Origin of the sequence: Novosphingobium kalidii, assembly GCF_040534015.1 — a bacterium.
GTDB classification, from domain to species: Bacteria; Pseudomonadota; Alphaproteobacteria; order Sphingomonadales; family Sphingomonadaceae; genus Novosphingobium; species Novosphingobium kalidii.
In genome coordinates, this window is the sequence record NZ_JBEWLY010000013.1 from 358,077 (window position 1) to 375,108 (window position 17,032).

Annotated in this window: 19 protein-coding genes, 1 tRNA gene and 1 pseudogene; 15 read left to right on the forward strand and 6 right to left on the reverse strand. The window is 63.6% G+C overall.

The annotated features are described in order from the left end of the window. Window positions 1–107: 107 nt before the first annotated feature. A complete protein-coding gene (locus ABVV53_RS08475; protein ID WP_353983949.1) occupies window positions 108–827 on the reverse strand; it encodes a dienelactone hydrolase family protein in 720 nt (239 codons plus the stop codon). 88 nt (window positions 828–915) lie between these two features. Here ABVV53_RS08475 and ABVV53_RS08480 point away from each other — a divergent pair, with 88 nt between their 5' ends. Beyond that, window positions 916–1,656, forward strand: coding sequence for a TonB family protein (locus tag ABVV53_RS08480; protein ID WP_353983950.1), 741 nt, complete (start codon window positions 916–918; stop codon window positions 1,654–1,656). A gap of 1 nt (window position 1,657) precedes the next feature. Here the strand turns inward: ABVV53_RS08480 and ABVV53_RS08485 are convergent, their stop codons facing one another. Beyond that, window positions 1,658–3,421, reverse strand: coding sequence for a fatty acyl-AMP ligase (locus ABVV53_RS08485; protein WP_353983951.1), 1,764 nt, complete (start codon window positions 3,419–3,421; stop codon window positions 1,658–1,660). 143 nt (window positions 3,422–3,564) lie between these two features. On the opposite strand from ABVV53_RS08485, the gene ABVV53_RS08490 reads away from it, so the two are divergent. The 4 genes and pseudogenes from ABVV53_RS08490 to ABVV53_RS08505 all read left to right on the forward strand — a co-directional run. Then, on the forward strand, window positions 3,565–4,149 hold the full coding sequence (locus ABVV53_RS08490; protein ID WP_353983952.1) for a regulatory protein RecX: 585 nt from the start codon (window positions 3,565–3,567) through the stop codon (window positions 4,147–4,149). After that, window positions 4,146–4,688: a DUF192 domain-containing protein gene (locus ABVV53_RS08495; protein WP_353983953.1), complete on the forward strand. Its 543-nt coding sequence runs from the start codon at window positions 4,146–4,148 to the stop codon at window positions 4,686–4,688. Before ABVV53_RS08490 ends, ABVV53_RS08495 begins: the two co-directional genes overlap by 4 nt. 13 nt (window positions 4,689–4,701) lie before the next feature. Continuing rightward, window positions 4,702–5,103 carry an NADH:ubiquinone oxidoreductase subunit NDUFA12 gene (locus tag ABVV53_RS08500; protein WP_353984216.1) on the forward strand — a complete coding sequence of 134 codons (402 nt, stop codon included), beginning with the start codon at window positions 4,702–4,704 and terminating at the stop codon, window positions 5,101–5,103. Window positions 5,104–5,350: 247 nt separating this feature from the next. After that, a pseudogene (locus tag ABVV53_RS08505) lies at window positions 5,351–5,533 on the forward strand (DUF2155 domain-containing protein); the annotation flags it as partial. Between the two features lie 35 nt (window positions 5,534–5,568). Here ABVV53_RS08505 and aat read toward each other — a convergent pair. Both aat and ABVV53_RS08515 read right to left on the reverse strand, forming a co-directional pair. After that, a complete protein-coding gene (gene aat, locus ABVV53_RS08510; protein WP_353983954.1) occupies window positions 5,569–6,372 on the reverse strand; it encodes a leucyl/phenylalanyl-tRNA--protein transferase in 804 nt (267 codons plus the stop codon). A 27-nt stretch (window positions 6,373–6,399) separates the two neighbouring features. Beyond that, window positions 6,400–6,717 (reverse strand): DMT family transporter, encoded by a 318-nt coding sequence (locus tag ABVV53_RS08515; protein WP_353983955.1) that lies wholly within the window; start codon window positions 6,715–6,717, stop codon window positions 6,400–6,402. Window positions 6,718–6,891: 174 nt separating this feature from the next. On the opposite strand from ABVV53_RS08515, the gene ABVV53_RS08520 reads away from it, so the two are divergent. The 10 genes from ABVV53_RS08520 to ABVV53_RS08565 all read left to right on the forward strand — a co-directional run bounded on the left by ABVV53_RS08520 (window position 6,892) and on the right by ABVV53_RS08565 (window position 14,561). Beyond that, complete coding sequence (locus tag ABVV53_RS08520; protein ID WP_353983956.1) at window positions 6,892–8,175, forward strand: MFS transporter; 1,284 nt, start codon at window positions 6,892–6,894, stop codon at window positions 8,173–8,175. A 79-nt stretch (window positions 8,176–8,254) separates the two neighbouring features. After that, window positions 8,255–8,746 carry an asparaginase domain-containing protein gene (locus ABVV53_RS08525; protein WP_353983957.1) on the forward strand — a complete coding sequence of 164 codons (492 nt, stop codon included), beginning with the start codon at window positions 8,255–8,257 and terminating at the stop codon, window positions 8,744–8,746. Between the two features lie 117 nt (window positions 8,747–8,863). Further along, window positions 8,864–8,939 (forward strand) — tRNA-Trp (locus ABVV53_RS08530). A 26-nt stretch (window positions 8,940–8,965) separates the two neighbouring features. Next, window positions 8,966–10,474 carry a hypothetical protein gene (locus ABVV53_RS08535; RefSeq protein WP_353983958.1) on the forward strand — a complete coding sequence of 503 codons (1,509 nt, stop codon included), beginning with the start codon at window positions 8,966–8,968 and terminating at the stop codon, window positions 10,472–10,474. A gap of 125 nt (window positions 10,475–10,599) precedes the next feature. Then, window positions 10,600–10,794: a preprotein translocase subunit SecE gene (gene secE / locus ABVV53_RS08540; RefSeq protein WP_353983959.1), complete on the forward strand. Its 195-nt coding sequence runs from the start codon at window positions 10,600–10,602 to the stop codon at window positions 10,792–10,794. A 40-nt stretch (window positions 10,795–10,834) separates the two neighbouring features. Further along, the gene (gene nusG, locus ABVV53_RS08545) at window positions 10,835–11,371 is read left to right on the forward strand and encodes a transcription termination/antitermination protein NusG (protein WP_353983960.1); all 537 of its coding nucleotides are present in this window, start codon (window positions 10,835–10,837) and stop codon (window positions 11,369–11,371) included. Window positions 11,372–11,630: 259 nt separating this feature from the next. Then, window positions 11,631–12,062: a 50S ribosomal protein L11 gene (gene rplK, locus ABVV53_RS08550; RefSeq protein ID WP_353983961.1), complete on the forward strand. Its 432-nt coding sequence runs from the start codon at window positions 11,631–11,633 to the stop codon at window positions 12,060–12,062. A 4-nt stretch (window positions 12,063–12,066) separates the two neighbouring features. Continuing rightward, entirely contained in the window at window positions 12,067–12,768 is a 702-nt protein-coding gene (rplA, locus tag ABVV53_RS08555) for a 50S ribosomal protein L1 (RefSeq protein WP_353983962.1), read from the forward strand. Window positions 12,769–12,932: 164 nt separating this feature from the next. Beyond that, the gene (locus ABVV53_RS08560; RefSeq protein ID WP_353983963.1) at window positions 12,933–13,607 is read left to right on the forward strand and encodes a murein L,D-transpeptidase catalytic domain family protein; all 675 of its coding nucleotides are present in this window, start codon (window positions 12,933–12,935) and stop codon (window positions 13,605–13,607) included. A 105-nt stretch (window positions 13,608–13,712) separates the two neighbouring features. Then, complete coding sequence (locus ABVV53_RS08565) at window positions 13,713–14,561, forward strand: TauD/TfdA dioxygenase family protein (RefSeq protein ID WP_353983964.1); 849 nt, start codon at window positions 13,713–13,715, stop codon at window positions 14,559–14,561. Window positions 14,562–14,619: 58 nt separating this feature from the next. Here ABVV53_RS08565 and ABVV53_RS08570 read toward each other — a convergent pair whose 3' ends face one another. Together ABVV53_RS08570 and rimO are read right to left on the reverse strand one after the other, a co-directional pair. Further along, on the reverse strand, window positions 14,620–15,381 hold the full coding sequence (locus ABVV53_RS08570; RefSeq protein WP_353983965.1) for a competence/damage-inducible protein A: 762 nt from the start codon (window positions 15,379–15,381) through the stop codon (window positions 14,620–14,622). Window positions 15,382–15,590: 209 nt separating this feature from the next. Then, window positions 15,591–16,985 carry a 30S ribosomal protein S12 methylthiotransferase RimO gene (gene rimO, locus ABVV53_RS08575; protein ID WP_353983966.1) on the reverse strand — a complete coding sequence of 465 codons (1,395 nt, stop codon included), beginning with the start codon at window positions 16,983–16,985 and terminating at the stop codon, window positions 15,591–15,593. Between the last annotated feature and the right edge of the window lie 47 nt (window positions 16,986–17,032).

Sequence of the window (17,032 nt, forward strand, 5' to 3'; positions counted from 1 at the left end):
ATCAGCTCTTGCTGACGCCAAGTTTGTAACCGAACCACCAGCCTTTCACAATCCTGAACTTTCGTTCCGGCCACGGGAAGGGCAGAGGCGGCCTGGCTGTCCGTCCATCACCTCAGGCAGTGATCCAGCAGGACGAGCGTCGCTGCCCAAGAGAGGCGGTGCGACAAGGGATCATAGGCAATTCCGGGCTTCAGTCCGTCGTGATCCGGGTCAGTGAAGGAATGCTCGGCCTGAGCGAACAGCGTCGCATGATAATCGACGCCGGCGGTATCGAACTCCCGGCGAAGGGCGTCGAGATCCCCCACCGGGGCGAACGGATCGCGTCCGCCGGACCATACGGCAACGCGCGCCGCGACGGCGCCGGGCTGCGCCGGTGCGTGCGTCTGGAGCAAGCCGTGGAAGCTGGTGACGCAGCGCACATCCGCACCGCTGCGCGCCAGTTCGAGCACGCACTTGCCGCCGAAGCAGTATCCGATCGCTGCCACTCGGGCAGCATCGACGTCTGGTCGGTCGCGCGTTGCTTCGAACCACGCAACGACGCGGCTGCGCAAGCGGTCGGGCGCATTGAGCAAGGCGGCGAAGTGCACGCCAGCGGCTTCAGGCGTGCTGATGTCTGCATCCACGCCATACATGTCGATGCCGATGGCCAAATACCCGAGGTCGGCCAGTTCACGCGCGGTGCGGCGGAACGTTTCGGCAGCGCCCGTCGCGCCCGGAAACATCAGAACGGCCGGGTGAGGGCCCCCGCCTGCGGGATGCTCAACGAAGCTTTCGAGGATGGTATCCTCGTGCACGAGGCGAAACTGCGCGTCCTGCGCTTGATTCATGCGCTTCTCTCCCTGTCGATGCGGCCTTTGCACCCGCCTGGCGCAACTTCTAACAAACGTGACGACCGCGCACTATATGAATCGTGCCATGGTCAATGCCGAGTTGAAGCCGCCGCGACTTACGCGCCTGGGCGTCGCCTTGTTCGTGGCAGTCCTTCACCTTGCGGTCGTGGCAGGGCTGATCCGCGCTTTCGCACCGGATCTCGCTGCGGACGCGGTGCGGCCGGTCGTTCGAGCATTCGATGTTATCATCACCGCGCCTCTCCCGGAGCCTTCGGTTCAGCCAACCCCGCGTCCTGCACCCGAGCAGGAAGAAGGCGCCGCAGCGTCGCCCGGGAAGACCGCAAGACCGCGAGAGGTCGCGGCGCCCACTCCCAAGGTGGTGCTGGCCCGTGATCCCGCGCCGTCAGTGGCAGGCACTGGCACGGACGATGATGCGGGAGCGAGCGACAGCGGACCTGGTACCGGTGCGGGCGGAGAAGGGCAGGGTACGGGTGCCGGTGCAGCGGGCTCGGGAACGGGGAGCGGCGGCGGCGCTGCAAAACCGGTCAAGATCGCCGGTGATATCGTTTCGGCACGCGATTACCCGCGAGCGACGCGTGATCTCAGGCTTGGTAGCTCAGTCACTGTCGCCCTGACCGTCAGCGCCGAGGGGCGGGTGAGCGATTGCCGCGTGCTGCGTCCCAGCCGCGCCCCTGAAGCGGACCGCATCACGTGCGAGCTTGCCACCAAACGATTCCGCTTTCGCCCAGCCCGGGATGCGACCGGTCAACCGGTCGCATCCGTCTATGGCTGGCGGCAGAGGTGGTTCACGCCCGGAGAGAAGTAGATCAGGCCGCCAGTTCGAACGGCGCTATCTCCCCCGAAAGATAGAGCTTCTTGGCTTTGGCGCGGCTGAGCTTGCCTGAGCTGGTGCGCGGCAGGCTCTTGGGCGGAACCAGCTCGATCACGCAGTTCATACCGGTGATGGAGCGGACCTTGTCACGGATCTGGTCGCGCAGCTCCAGCCGCTTGACCGGGTCCGACACCCGGCAATGGACGAGCACGGCAGGCGTTTCCTCGCCGTTCTCCATCTCGATGGAAAAGGCAGCAATGTCGCCGTGGTTGAAGCCCGGCAGCTGCTCCACCGCCCACTCGATGTCCTGGGGCCAGTGGTTCTTGCCGTTAATGATGATCATGTCCTTCGCCCGGCCGACGATGAACAGATAGCCGTTTGCCATGTAGCCCATGTCGCCGGTGTCCAGCCAGCCGTCGACCATGCAGGCTTCGGTGGCTTCGGGATCACGGAAATAGGAGTGCATGACGCTGGTACCGCGGCACCAGACTTTGCCGATCTGGTGACCACCCAGAATCTGCCCGCTCTCACCGCGGATAACGACTTCCATGTCGCGCACAGGCTTGCCGCAATTGACGATCGCGCGATAGCGGGCGGGGCGCGAGAGGTCGCGCGGCGATCCCGAAAGGCGCTCTTCCTCCACCAGTTCGACGCGGATGCCTTCGCCCGGGGGCATGACAGTGACGGCGAGCGTCGCTTCGGCCAGGCCGTAGCTGGGCAGAAAGGCGCTGGCCTTAAAGCCTGCATCCGCAAAGGCGTTGACGAAGTTCTGCATCACGTCCGGCCGGATCATGTCCGCGCCGTTGCCGGCGAGCCGCCAGCGCGAAAGGTCGAATCGGTCGGACACCGCTGTCTGGCTGGAAATCCGGCGGGCACAGATGTCATAGCCGAACGTCGGCGAGTACGAGATCGTACTGCCTTCGTTGCGCGTGATGAGGTCCAGCCACGCCAAGGGACGACGCGCGAAGTCTTCGGTCTTGAGGTAGTCGCCCGAGACCTGGTTGGCGATCAGCGAAAGGAAGCAGCCGACCAGCCCCATGTCATGGTACCATGGCAGCCAGGAGATGCACCGGTCGGTGGGCTCCAGCTTCATGGCGTGGCTATGGCTGGCGAGATTGGATAGCAGCGAGCGGTGCGTCACCGCCACACCGTGCGGGAAGCGTGTGGAACCCGACGAATACTGCAGATAACAGATGTCTTCGGGGTCCGTCTGCGGCAAGTCGCACGGCGCTGCGCCGGCCTGCGTAAAGTCGTTCCAGTTCGCGTGCTCGCACCCCTGACGCACCGCTGCTGCGGCAGTCATCTCGGCGATCTCCGCAGGGCCGACCAACATCTTCGGGTCCGCGCTGGCGAGCTGCACTGCGAGCTGCTCGATGTAATTCTCCTTGCCGCCGAAGCTGGTCGGCAGGGGCAGGGGAACGGGCCAGACGCCAGCGTAGACCGCGCCGCAAAACACCGCCGCGAATTCAGGTCCGGTCTCGGCAATCAGCGCGAGCCGATCGCCAGGAACAAAGCCGCGGGCAATAAGTTCATACGCTGCCGCCAGCGCATCCTCGCGCAACTCGGCAAAGGAATAGGGAAGCGTCAGGACGCCGCGCGGATCGTGGAAGTTGAGGCCGCGGACGCCTTGCGCAGCATAGTCGAGCGCCTCGCCGAAGGTGCCGAAATCCGCCATGCGGCGCGGCAAAACGTCCTCGTTGGGCGTCGGGAGCAGCGTCTGCTCCGTCACTTCCGGCACCAGTCTGATGGTGGCGTTCATTGCAAAGACCTTGTGCTGTTATACGTTTTTTCTGCGGTTTCGCGGCCCCTTATCCGGGTTTTTGCCAGTACGAAACAACTCTCTCCCGCGCCTTTTCAACGCCTCTCCTCAATCTGAGGCGAGTGTGGCACGAATAGGGCAGAATGCCACAGACCCGTCGCAAACCCCCGCCGCTGACGGCTGCTAAGCTGGAGGAGCTGGCGCTCGCCTACGTCGCGCGCTTTGCCACCACGCGTGCGAAACTGGGCGCGTATCTCGCTCGCAAGCTGCGTGAGCGCGGCTGGGAAGGGGATGGCTCGCCCGACGTGGAGGCGCTGTCGCGGCGCTTTGCCGAGGCAGGCTACGTCGATGACGCTGCCTTCGCCAGAATGAAGAGCGAGAGCCTGTTGCGGCGCGGCTATGGCGGGCGGCGCGTGGGCGATGCGCTTCGAGCGGCGGGCGTCGAGGAAGATGTGCGCGCGGACGTGACGCCGGACGCGGCACAAGCCCGCCGCGCTGCACTGATGCTCGCGCGGCGGCGCAAATTCGGCCCCTGGGGCGATCCGCTGCCTGACAGGGCACGACGCGAAAAGCAGATCGCGGCGATGCTGCGCGCCGGGCACACGCTCGACAATGCGCGCCAAATCGTGGAAGCGACCGATCTGGCCACGGCAGAAGCCCAGTTCGATTCTGAAGTGGGCCTCGGTTCTGAAGCCGTACCGCCGATGGGAGACGACATTTGCGAGTGACATCGACGATCCTGGCACTGGCTCTCGCGCTGGGCGGCTGCTCTTCGGGCGCGCTGGACAGCAGTTCGGCTGCGGCTGCGGTCACACAAGCGGACGCGGTGCATCCGGTGTCCAGGCTGCCGGTGATCGACCTGGCCGTCAGCAGCGAGACGGGAAGGCACAACTTTCGCGTAGAGGTTGCTTCCTCGCCCGAGCAGCAGGCGCGCGGTCTGATGTTCCGTACCGAAATGGGCCCGAACGAGGGCATGCTTTTTCCTGAAAAGACGCCGCGCCAGCCGTCGTTCTGGATGAAGAACACGGTTATTCCGCTCGATATCATCTACATCGGAACCGACGGGCGCGTTCTCAATATCGTGCAGGGCCTGCCTTACGATCTGACGCCGCTGCCGGCGGAAGGGCTGGCGAGCGGGGTACTGGAGCTGAACGGCGGGCGCGCGGCTGGACTCGGCATCAAGCCGGGGGACAAGGTCAGCTGGACCCTGCCTCAGGCAAGCGCAGCAGGTGGCAATCCGCTTGGCACGGGAGGAGAAGGGCGCTAACGCCCTCGGCATCATGGGCATCCTCTCGAAGATTTTCACCTGGTGGGACGGCGCGACGATCGGTACGTCGCTGTGGAGCTGGCGGCACGGTGAGCACGTCGGCACGGACTCGGCGGGCAACAAGTACTACCGCTCGACCAAGCAGAGGACGACGCAGGGCTACGAACGGCGCTGGGTCATGTACTCCGGCAGCAACGATGCCAGCCATGTGCCCGCTGAATGGCACGGTTGGCTGCACCATAGCTTTGATGGCGTGCCCGAAAGCCACTTGCCGCCGCCGCGCATCTGGGAGGTGGACTACACACCGAATGCGACGGGCACCGGTGAGGCTTACCTTCCGCAAGGCGCGCTGCAGCGTGGTGGCAAGCGCGCACGCGCGACGGGCGACTACGAAGCCTGGTCGCCGGACGCCTGAGGCTGCTTCGTTGAAGGCCGTCGCTCTAGCTGCACCAGCGGCGCTGCTGCTCTTGCTTGGTGGCTGCAACAACAACGAGCCGGAGCCGGTAGCGCAGGAGACCGGCATTCCCAAAGCCATCGCGCAGACTGGCAGCAAGGCTGCCATTCCTGCCGCAGCTCAGGGAAATTACGGCACGCCCCTGAAGGACCGGGTGGCCACTTTGGGGCTACTCAACAAGCGCAACAACCTCACGCAGGATATCACGATGAAGCCGGGCGAGACTCGCCGGGTGGGCAACGTTGTCCTGAAGCTCGCTTCCTGCGAGCGCACTCTGCCTTGGGAGAAGCCCGAGGATGAGGGCGCGTTCGTGCAGGTCTTCGTAGAGGATCGCGCGACGCCGCAAGAACCGCTGGCGTGGCACAAGATTTTTTCGGGCTGGCTGTTCGCCAACTCACCGGCGCTGAACGTCGTCCAGCACCCGATTTACGATGTCTGGCTCAAGAACTGTGAAATGAGCTTTCCCGGCGAGGAAGAGAGCCCGAGCAACGACGCCTCTTCCAGAAGCGCGTCGAAGGCATCGGGCAGCGGCAGCGGCTCGGCAATTAGGCCTGCCTCGCCAGCACCAACGCCGGCTCCTGCTGCACCGAGTCCTGCCGCCGAAGCACCAGAGGCTGCCGAGGCGGACTGAGCGCGCGCCAGCAGCGCGAGGTAGCGCTTCTGCGGCATCTCGATCGCGCCGAGCGAGGCAAGGTGCGGTGTGATGAACTGGCAATCCAGCAACTTCGCCCCGCCTTTTCTCAGCGCCGCGACCAGCCAGGCCAGCGCGACCTTTGACGAGTCCGGCCGGATCGAGAACATGCTCTCGCCACAAAATACCCGGCCAAAGCCCACGCCATAGAGCCCGCCGACGAGTTCGGGGCGCCCCCGCGCATCATTCTGCCAGCACTCGAGGGAATGGGCGTGCCCGAGCCGGTGAAGCATTTCGTAGCTCGCCTGGATGCGATGGCTGATCCAGCTTCCGTTGTCAGGCCCGCGCGGCGCGGCGCAGGCATCCATCACGCGTGAAAACGCCGCGTTGCAGGTGACGGTAAACCGACCACGCCGCAGCGTTCGGGCCAGCGAGTGCGAGAGGTGAAAGCCGTCCAACGGCAGGATGGCGCGCTGCCGCGGCTCCACCCAGAAGACCTCTGGATCGTGGCGGCTGTCGGCCATGGGAAAGATCCCGCTCCGGTATGCCAGCAGCAGCAGCTCCGGGTCGATGATCGTCGGGGTCGCAGGGGAATGCACGAGGCACCTTTAGCAGATTGTCATGCATCATGGGCTGGATAGCTTCATCAGCACAAGCCCGCTGACGATGAGCAAGGCGGCAAGGATGCGGCCGGTGGTAAGCGCCTCGCCATAGATCGCCACCCCCGCCAGGAACGCGCCGACAGCGCCGATGCCGGTCCACACCATGTAAGCCGTACCCAGAGGTAGGGCGCGCATCGACCACGACAGCAGGCCGAAGCTGATGAGCATGGCGCCCAGGGTGATGAGGCTTGGCCACAGACGCGTGAAGCCGTTCGACTGCTTCATGGCCGTCGCCCAGACGACTTCCAGCAGACCGGCAATGACGAGTGATATCCAGGGCATGGCAGACCTCGTTCCGAGCCGCCGGGCCGTCCCGGTCTTGATGGCCCTTGGCGGGGCGGGAACGTGGTCGCCGCCCTTGTGAGCTAGGTCGCCGCTGCAAAAAGATCAACGGTCCACAAGTGGGCGGACGCGGCAGCGTTGCGCTGGCTGCAGCGGCTCAGCATAGTTGCTGCCATGAACGAAGCGCACCAGCGGCATAGGCTCCGCAGCATCATCGGCGGATCGGCGGGCAATCTCGTCGAGTGGTACGACTGGTACACCTATTCCGCCTTCGCGCTCTATTTCGCGCCGATCTTTTTCCCGGAAGGGAGCAGCACGGCGCAATTGCTGAACGCCGCCGCCATCTTCGCGGTGGGCTTCGTGATGCGGCCCATCGGTGCCTGGGTCATGGGCATCTACGCGGACCGGCGCGGTCGGAAGGCGGGGCTGACGCTCTCGGTATCGCTCATGTGCACGGGTTCGCTGATGATCGCGCTGACCCCTGGCTATGCCAGCATCGGCACGCTGGCGCCGGTCCTGCTCGTCGTCGCGCGCATGCTGCAGGGGTTGAGCGTCGGCGGGGAGTATGGCGCGAGCGCCACCTATCTCAGCGAGATGGCAGGGCGCGAGCGCCGCGGCTTCTTCTCCAGCTTTCAATACGTGACCCTCATTTCAGGCCAGCTGCTGGCGCTCTCGGTCCTGCTGGTGCTGCAGACCGTGGTGTCGGAGGAAGCGCTGCGGAGCTGGGCCTGGCGCATACCCTTCGTGATCGGAGCGGCGCTGGCTGTGGTTGTGTTCTATCTGAGGCGGCGACTGAAGGAGACCGAAAGCTTCACCAACGCGCAACGCAGCGCCGCCCCCCGATCCAGCAGTTATTCGCTGTTCCGGCACCATCCCAAGGAAGCTTTCCTGGTCATGGCGCTGACGGCCGGGGGCACTCTCGCGTTCTATGCCTACACCACATACATGCAGAAGTTCCTGGTCAACACGAGCGGCTTTACCGTGGAGGCGGCGACTCGCATCACCGCAGCCGCATTGTTCGTGTTCATGCTGCTTCAGCCCGTCTTCGGCGCTTTGTCCGACAGGGTAGGGCGCAGGCCGGTGATGATTGCGTTCGGCATCGCCGGGGTGCTGCTGACGTATCCGATCTTCCGCATGCTCGAGGTGGTGCAGAACCCGATCCTCGCCTTCGCGCTGGTCCTCACCGCGCTGGTGATTGTCAGCGGCTACACCTCGATCAACGCAGTCGTGAAGGCGGAGCTGTTTCCCGCGCACATCCGCGCACTTGGCGTGGCGCTGCCGTATGCGATCGCCAACACCATCTTCGGCGGCACGGCCGAATACGTGGCGCTGTGGCTCAAGATGAGCGGCATGGAGAGCGTCTTCTACTGGTACGTCACGGCCATGATCGGCCTTTCGCTGATCGTCTACTGGCGGATGCGCGACACCAGGCAGAGCAGTCTGATCCTAGAGGACTGATCGTCCCTGTGTCGCACCCTTCCTGGCGCGCCTCGCCTGCGATAGAGGGCAGGCTGCCCTCCACCCGCAAGGCCAGACCATGACCTATCCCATTCTCGTGCTGACCACCGGCGGCACGTTCGACAAACAGTATTTCGATGCGTTGAGCGAATATCAGATCGCCGAGAGCATGGTCCCCAAGCTGCTCCAGGTGGCGCGGGTCACGCATCCGTTCCGGACTGCGGAGCTGATGCGCAAGGATTCGCTGGAACTGACCGACGCTGATCGCACTGCCATCCGAACTGCGATCGAGGGGGCGCCGGAAACCGCGATCGTGGTGATTCACGGCACCGACACCATGGTGCAGACGGCTGCCGAACTGGAAGGCCTTGCAGGACGGACGATCGTTCTGGTGGGGGCTCTCGCCCCCGCGCGCTTTGCGGAAAGCGATGCCGCGTTCAACCTAGGCATGGCCTTCGCAGGCGCGCAGGCGCTTACTCCCGGTGTGTATATTACGATGAACGGTACTGTTTTTCCGGCGAAGCAGGTCGTGAAGGATCGCGCGCAAAACGCTTTTGTCCCTAAGACGTGAACACGAAAGCCAGCCGATCCGGCCGGCTGTGCTGTGCGATCGTGGATAACAGCGATAAACCGTATGGTGATTCGCTTGCCAAGGATGATTGCGCGTTCTACAGGCACCGGCGCCCGCAGGAGTGTAGCTCAGTTGGTAGAGCATCGGTCTCCAAAACCGAGGGCCGTGGGTTCGAGTCCCTCCACTCCTGCCAGCATCCTTCCATGCAATTAGGCGCACATGCACGGTTCGACACGTCCCGACGCCGCCACGATGACTGAAGTCGGGGCGCGCAAGTGCGACGAGGCCGGCGCGCCTCAGCGCGATTGGGGGCTTTGGCTGGGCATCGTGCTCGCATTCCTCGCGGCGCTTCCGGTGCTGGTCGCCTGGGCGCCGCAGATGACGGACTATCCCTCGCATCTTGCCGGCTACAAGGTCATGCTCGACCATGGCCGGGACCCGTTCCTGACCGCTTACTACACCTTCCAATGGGAGTGGACCGGCAACCTGGGCGCAGAGCTGCTGATGGTTCCGCTCACACCGCTGCTGGGGCTGGAGCAGGCGGGGCGCTTCATCACCTGGCTGATCCCGGTGCTGACGGGCTTGTCGTTCCTGGCGGTGGCCTGGACCTTGCGGGGCCGTATCGGGGTCGGCGCGATTCTGGCGTTCACCACGATCTGGTCGCCGGCCCTGCTGATGGGCTTCCTCAACTATTCGCTCTCGCTCGCGCTTGCTCTCTTCGCTTTCGCAGGCTGGGTCCGGCTGGAAGGCTGGCGTTGGCGCTGGCTCTTGTTCGTGCCAGTGAGCTTCGTCATCTGGCTGTCCCACGTCTCGGGCTGGGGCGTGCTGGGTGTACTGGTGTTCGGATATGAGTGGCACCGGCGTAAGGGCATCTCGGCGTTCTTCGCCCCTTGGCCCCTGATCTTCCCGCTACTGCCGATGCTGGCTGGCATGGGCAGCAATTCGAAGATGTCGTATGGCCGCCATCTTCTCGAGTACAAGTGGTCGATTCTCTACAAGGGCCTGCGCAGCCACGTCGAATGGCTCGACATTGCGACAATCGCCATTGTCGTTGCCGTGCTGGCGGTCGCAGCGGCGACGCGGCGGCTCGACGGACGGCTCGGCTGGGCGGCGCTGCTCCTGCTGATCCTCACCCTTCTGGTGCCGCGGCACATTTTCGGTGGGGATTACGCCGACTATCGCCTGACCACGGCCGCACTGCTCGTCGGGTGTCTGGCGATCGACTGGCCGGCACCGCGCTGGGGGTTGGCTTTGGTCGCAAGCCTCTTCTTGGTGCGCCTCAGCCTGATCACGGTGCAGTGGTACGAGGACGGGCGTACCTCGCGGCAGATGCTGCAAGCGCTCGATCATGTGCCGCAAGGTGCCAGCGTGGCGACAGCGGTGGCGATCCCGCGTGACCAGTGGCGCTTCGGCAGTTTCGAGCACCTCGGGAGCTATGCGGTGGTGCGCAAGAGCGCGCTGGAGAACTCCAACTTCGCGCTTCCGAATGTCCACATGCTGAGCATGCGGCAGAAGGAGTACCGCCGCTTTGCGGACCCCAGCCATCGCATCGTCTTCGCGCCTTGGCAGCGCATCGACTTGCGCCGGTTCCGCGCCGGGAAGAAGGCCGACTACTTGTGGTATATCGGCACGGCCAAGCCCGTGGCCTTGCCCGATGGCGCCCGGATCCTGTTCCGCACGCCCAACTCGTTCCTCGCACGGCTTGCAAAGCCGGCCGAGTCTAGCTAGATCGCCTAACTCTTCCGACAAGAGGACTTTTACTGCCCCTCCCGGCTCCTGCCGGGGTGGCGATGAGCCCTAGCCGGAAGACAGGCAAAACCGCTCGCGAGCGAGCAGGCAAGAGACGAAACGAAATGGCAAAGACGAGCCCTGGCGAATTCATTCGGCAAGTGCGCACGGAAGCGTCCAAGATCTACTGGCCATCGCGCCAGGAGACTGTGACCACGGCGATCTTCGTCGGCCTTTTGACCGTCCTGCTTGCCGTGTTCTTCCTCGGCGTTGACTCGCTGTTCGGGTCGTTCGTTCGCTGGCTGCTTTCGCTGATCTGATATTCGTCCGCCCCGCGCTGGAAACGACCAAGAGAGACTCATGGCCCGCTGGTACATCATTCACGCCTATTCCGGTTTCGAAAGCAAGGTGAAGGAGGCGATCCTCTCCGAAGCCGAGCGTATGGGCCTGTCCCAGTATGTCGAAGACGTGCAGGTGCCCTCCGAGGTCGTGACCGAGGTGAAGCGCGGCAAGAAAGTGCAGACTGAGCGCAAGACGATGCCTGGCTACGTGCTGGCCAAGCTTTCGCTTAGCGATGACGTGTACCACCTCGTCAAGAACACGCCCAAGGTCACGGGTTTCCTGGGCACCAACGGTAAGCCGCAGGCAATCAGCGAGTCCGAGGCATCGCGCTACTTCGGTGCCGCCGAAGCTGCCGCTGCCGCGCCGCGCAAGACCATCAACATCGATTACGAGATCGGCGACTCCGTCAAGGTGCTCGACGGCCCCTTCGCCACCTTCAACGGCGTGGTGGAAGAGCTCGACTTCGACAAGAACCGCGTCAAAGTGTCGGTCTCGATCTTCGGTCGCGCAACGCCCGTCGAACTGGATTTCGAGCAGGTCGAACTCTCCAAGTAAGCTGCGGCATCGCGAAATTAGCCAAAAAGGCGGGGCGCTTCGGCTTCCCGCCCTTTTGGCGTATAAGGCTTTGGCATCGGTGTTTGAGGTCAGTGCCATTGCCTTTGCCGCACTTCGCAGCTATGGGCGGGCGCTTCGCGAGCGCCTCGGCGTGCGTGGATTCGCGCGGGAGGAGGGGGACACCCTTCCGTTTGACCGCTTAACATGAGCCGCAACTCTCCAGACGGATGCGCGGCGACAGTGTGAAAGGAGGCCCATCGTGGCCAAGAAGATTTCTGGTTACATCAAGCTGCAGGTTGCAGCTGGTGCCGCCAACCCCTCGCCGCCGATCGGTCCGGCGCTGGGTCAGCGCGGCGTCAACATCATGGAGTTCTGCAAGGCGTTCAACGCCTCGACGCAGGAACTCGAAAAGGGCATGCCGATCCCGACGATCATCACGGTCTATTCGGATCGCAGCTTCACTTTCGTCACCAAGACGCCGCCTGCCTCGTTCCTGATCAAGAAGGCCGCGGGCCTTAAGTCCGGTTCGAAGACCCCGGGCAAGGCTTCGGCCGGCACGATCAAGCGCTCGCAGCTTGCTGAGATCGCGCAGACCAAGTTTGCCGACCTCAACGCGAACGACATCGATCAGGCAACCAAGATCATCGAAGGCTCCGCGCGTTCGATGGGTCTCGAAGTGGTGGAGGGCTGAACCGATGGCCAAGCAGACCAAGAAGGCAAAGGCTCTCGAGATCAAGCTCGGTGAGAACCTGAAGCAGTACCCCGTCGACGAGGCGATCACGCTGCTGCGTGACCTCAAGAGCGCCAAGTTTGACGAGACCATCGAAGTCGCGATGAACCTGGGCGTCGATCCGCGTCACGCCGACCAGATGGTTCGCGGCATGGTGTCGCTGCCCTCGGGCACCGGCAAGACCGTGCGCGTCGCTGTCTTCGCCAAGGGCGACAAGGCGCAGGAAGCTTTGGACGCCGGTGCGGACAAGGTCGGCGCCGAGGACCTGATGGAAGACATGCAGGCCGGCAATCTCGACTATGATCGCGTGATCGCGACCCCGGACATGATGGGCGTCGTCGGCCGTCTCGGTAAGGTTCTGGGTCCCAAGGGCCTGATGCCGAACCCGAAGCTCGGCACGGTGACTCCGAACGTGAGCCAGGCCGTCAAGGACGCCAAGGGCGGCCAGATCGAGTTCCGCGTCGAGAAGCAGGGCATCATCCATGCCGGCATCGGCAAGATGTCGTTCTCGGACACCGACCTTAAGACGAACTTCGACGCTTTCGTTGACGCGATCGTCAAGGCGAAGCCTGCTGGCGCCAAGGGCAAGTACGTGCGCAAGATTACGCTCTCGTCCTCGATGGGCCCGGGCCTGAAGATCGATACGACCGAGGTTGCGGGCGCCTGACGTCCCTTAATTGGTAACGAGCACTGGGCCGGCGGGGAAACTCCGCCGGCCTTTGCGTTCCCGCGCTCGTCTCCTGCATCGCCCGGCTCATCGCGAACAGCGGCGAAGGGGCTGCCAAGTATCGGAAAACGCTCTATATTCTTTGCATGTCTAATGCACCTATTATGGAACGCCGCACGCTGATGATGTCCGGCGCCGCCGCCGCGCTGGCCACGCTCGGCACCTCGCAACGCCAATGGTTCACGGCCGGGTCGCCTGACACCTCACACCTCACGCCTATGGCGCCGCGCGCGGCACAGGCGCGCCCGGGATCGCTGCCGGCTGCGCCCAAGGAGCAGCCCCAATTGGTTAAGGAGGCGCTTGCGGCATTAGACAGCCATGGCCGCATGGTTCGCCATCATGACCGGGTCGCCATCGTCGATTTCTCCGCGCCCTCGTCGAAGCCCAGGCTCCAGATTCTCGACGTCGCCTCTGGCAAGACGACCGAATTCCTCGTGGCACACGGCTCAGGCTCGGATCCACGGCATACGGGCTTCCTCCAGCGCTTCTCGAACGAGCCGAACTCGAATGCATCCAGCAAGGGCGCGTTCGTGACAGCCAATTACTACGTCGGCAAGCACGGGCGTTCTCAGCGCCTGCTGGGGCTCGACCCCACCAACAACAACGCACTCGACCGTGCGATTGTGCTCCACGGCGCCTGGTACGCCAATGCCGACATGATCCCGGCGCATGGCAAGCTTGGCCGCAGCCAGGGCTGCTTCGCGGTGGGCGAGCGTGAATTGGCGCGTGTGTTCGACCTGATGGGTGAAGGCCGGATGATCTACGCCGCCCGCGTTTGACAGCTGAGCTCCGGCCGCCTCAACAATCCCGTTTACGCTCTCGATAATCCGATGTAGCAGCCTGCTGTACACCTGTTCAGCATGACACTTGGGAGATGTGGCCCGATGGCTATTCATTTCGAGAACATCAAGGAATTCATCGGCTCGCGCGTCTCCTGGGACAGCCGTGATGACATTTTTACGCCAGAAGCCGCGGCGGCGATTCGCGCCAAGGTGGAAGAGCGCACCGTCGTCGTCTTTCCTCAGATCGACCTGAGCGACGAAGAACAGCTGCGGATTACCGATTTGATGGGCGGCAAGGTGCGCCTGACCGCGCGCAACAACGTGCAGAGCAACGATCAGGACGTGTACCAGGTCACTCTGGACGAGAAGATCAACCCGCAGCCAGAATACGTGCTAGGGACGTTCTTCTGGCACATGGACGGGATCACGGTGGACATGCCACCACCGTTCGCCACTCTGCTATCCTGCCGCATCGCACCCGACAAAGGAGGCGAGACCGAGTTCGCCAGCACTTACGCCGCCTACGAGGGGCTGCCTGAGGAAGAAAAGCAAGCTATTGAAGGGTTGAAGGCGGTACATTCCGTGCGCGCCAGCCTGTCACCCATCGCCGATGCCATCCCCGAAAAGCACCGGGACAAAGTGCTGGGCATCGGTCTGGTGAAGGAACACCCGATCGTCTGGACTCACGAATCAGGCCGCAAGTCGATGGTGATCGGCACCACCGCCGACCACATCGTCGGCATGGAGATTCCCGCTGGTCGTGCCATGCTCATCCGTCTGCAGGAGTGGGCCGCGCAGCCCGCGTTCTCGCTGCGGCACAAGTGGAGCAAGGGCGACTTCGTGATCTGGGACAACACCGGCGCCATGCACCGGGCGATACCCTACGACAAATCGACGGGGCGCATGATGCACCGCACCTCCATCGCGGGTAGCGAAAAGGTCGCAGCCTAAAACGCGCTGCGCCGTCGCTTCGAGAGCGGCGGCGCAGTTCGACCCCGCGCTGAGCGAGCTAGATGCCGCCAGCCATCGGAGGGCGATCAATCGCGGCGAGCGCCTGGCTCAGCGCGCGCGAGCAGGCTGCTAGTTCAGTGGCATCGGTGGAACGGATCACGAAGTTGGCGCCGTGACGGCCCTCGCGCCAGAACGGGTAGCTGCCGATCTGTACGCCGGCATGTGCTTTTTCCGTCACTCGCAGCAAGTCTGCCACCTCGCTTTCAGCCACCCAGCAGCCTATCGTCTCCGACAGCACCGGCGCACCGCCAACAAGTGTGCCGGTGAGGGCATCGAGCATACCTGCCGTGATCTGTGGCACGCCCGCCATTACGAAGATGTTGCCGCACCGGATGCCGGGAGCGCCGGTGTAGCGGTTCGGGATCAGGTCAGCCCCTTCCGGGACACGAGCCATCCGCAGTCGCGCCTCATTAAGGCCGCCGCGCGTCTCATAGTACTCCTCAAGAATGGAACGCGCCTCCGGGTGGACGATCACCGGCACACCCAGCGCCTCAGCCACCGCGTCGACGGTGATATCGTCATGCGTGGGCCCGATGCCGCCTGTTGTGAACAGATAGTCATTGCGGGCGCGCAGTGCGTTGACCGCCTCAACAATCGCTGATGCCACGTCCGCCACCACTCGCACCTCGGCGAGGCGGATGCCCTGAACACCTAGCCACGCGGCAACTTGAGCGATGTTCTTGTCGTGCGTGCGGCCGGAGAGAATCTCGTCTCCGATAACAACGAGCGCGGCGGTGTAGATGCGGGATGAATCGGCCATAACGTCAATGCCTAAGCCAAATGCGGGCTCGTCGCCACAGGCATGCTCTATAAAAAAAAGGGCCGATCCGAAGATCGACCCTGTGAAAGTTTGGGAGAGGATGCCTGAAAGGCACGCTCGTTATGCTGACGTTTACGTCATGCTGCAAGTGCGAAATAGAACGGTATCATTGCAAAACTTGCAAATGAAACCGCGTCGACGATGGGTGCCTATCGCTCGCCCATGGTTGGGATCGAGCCATAGAGATCGTGTGCATCGGCATCTTCGATCAACACGTCCACGATGGCGCCGGGAGCGATTTCCGGCCCCACTTGGCGCAAGTGAACTGCGCCGTCGATCTCGGGTGCGTCCGCTTGTGAACGGCCCGTGGCGCCCACGTCGCCGTCCTCGTCAGGCTCGCCCACTTCGTCGATGATGACCGGCAGAACGCGCCCGATCTTTGCGGCCAGCTTGGCGGCGCTGATCGCGGCCGTTTTCTCCATGATGCGAGCGTAGCGTTCTTCCTTCACCTCGTCGGGTACGACACCCGGCATGGTGTTCGCGGCGGCGCCTTCGACCGGTTCGAAGCGGAAGGCCCCCACACGGTCGAGCTGGGCCTCCTCCAGCCAATCCAGCAGATACTGGAAATCGGCTTCGGTCTCACCGGGGAAGCCGACCACAAAGCTGGAGCGGATGGCGATGTCCGGACAGATTTCGCGCCACTTACGCAAACGCTCCAGAACTTTGGCTTCGTTCGCGGGACGCTTCATGGCCCGCAGCACATTTGGCGCGGCATGCTGGAAGGGAATGTCGAGGTATGGCGTCACCAACCCTTCGGCCATGAGCGGGATCACCGCATCAACGTGAGGGTACGGATAGACGTAGTGCAGCCGCACCCAAGGGCGGGTGCCATCCGGCCCCCGCAATCCGCCGAGTTCCCGTGCAAGGTCAGTCATGTGCGTGCGCACGGAATGGCCGTGAAAATCGCGCGGCTCGTATCCGACGTCGACGCCATAAGCCGAAGTGTCCTGGCTGATCACCAGCAGTTCGCGCGTGCCGGACGCAACGAGCTTTTCGGCCTCGCGTAGAACCGCATCGACACGGCGACTGGCGAGCTTTCCCCGCAACTGCGGGATGATGCAGAAAGCGCAGGCGTGATTGCAGCCCTCGGAGATCTTGAGATAGCTATAGTGCCGCGGTGTCAGCTTGATGCCGCGCTCGTCGGCAGCGGCTTGCGGTATCAGGTCGAGATAAGGGCCAAGCTCGGGCGGGGCGGCCTGGTGCACCGCCTCCACCACGGCCTCATACTGGTGTGCGCCCGTGACCGCGAGTACCTCGGGGAACCGGGCGCGGATAACCTCGGCCTCGTTGCCCATGCAGCCCGTGACGATGACGCGCCCGTTTTCGGCAATGGCCTCTCCGATCGCGGCCAAACTCTCTTCTTTTGCGGAATCCAGGAATCCGCAGGTGTTAACGAGAACGACGTCGGCACCATCATAGTCAGCGCTCATGGAATAACCGTCTGCGCGCAGACGCGTCAGGATACGCTCGGAATCGACGAGCGCTTTGGGGCAGCCGAGGCTGACCATGCCGACTTTACGCGGCGAGGGAAGTTCGATGGTCATGGAACGCGGGCCACTACACCTATTCGATGATTCTCGCTACCATGCCG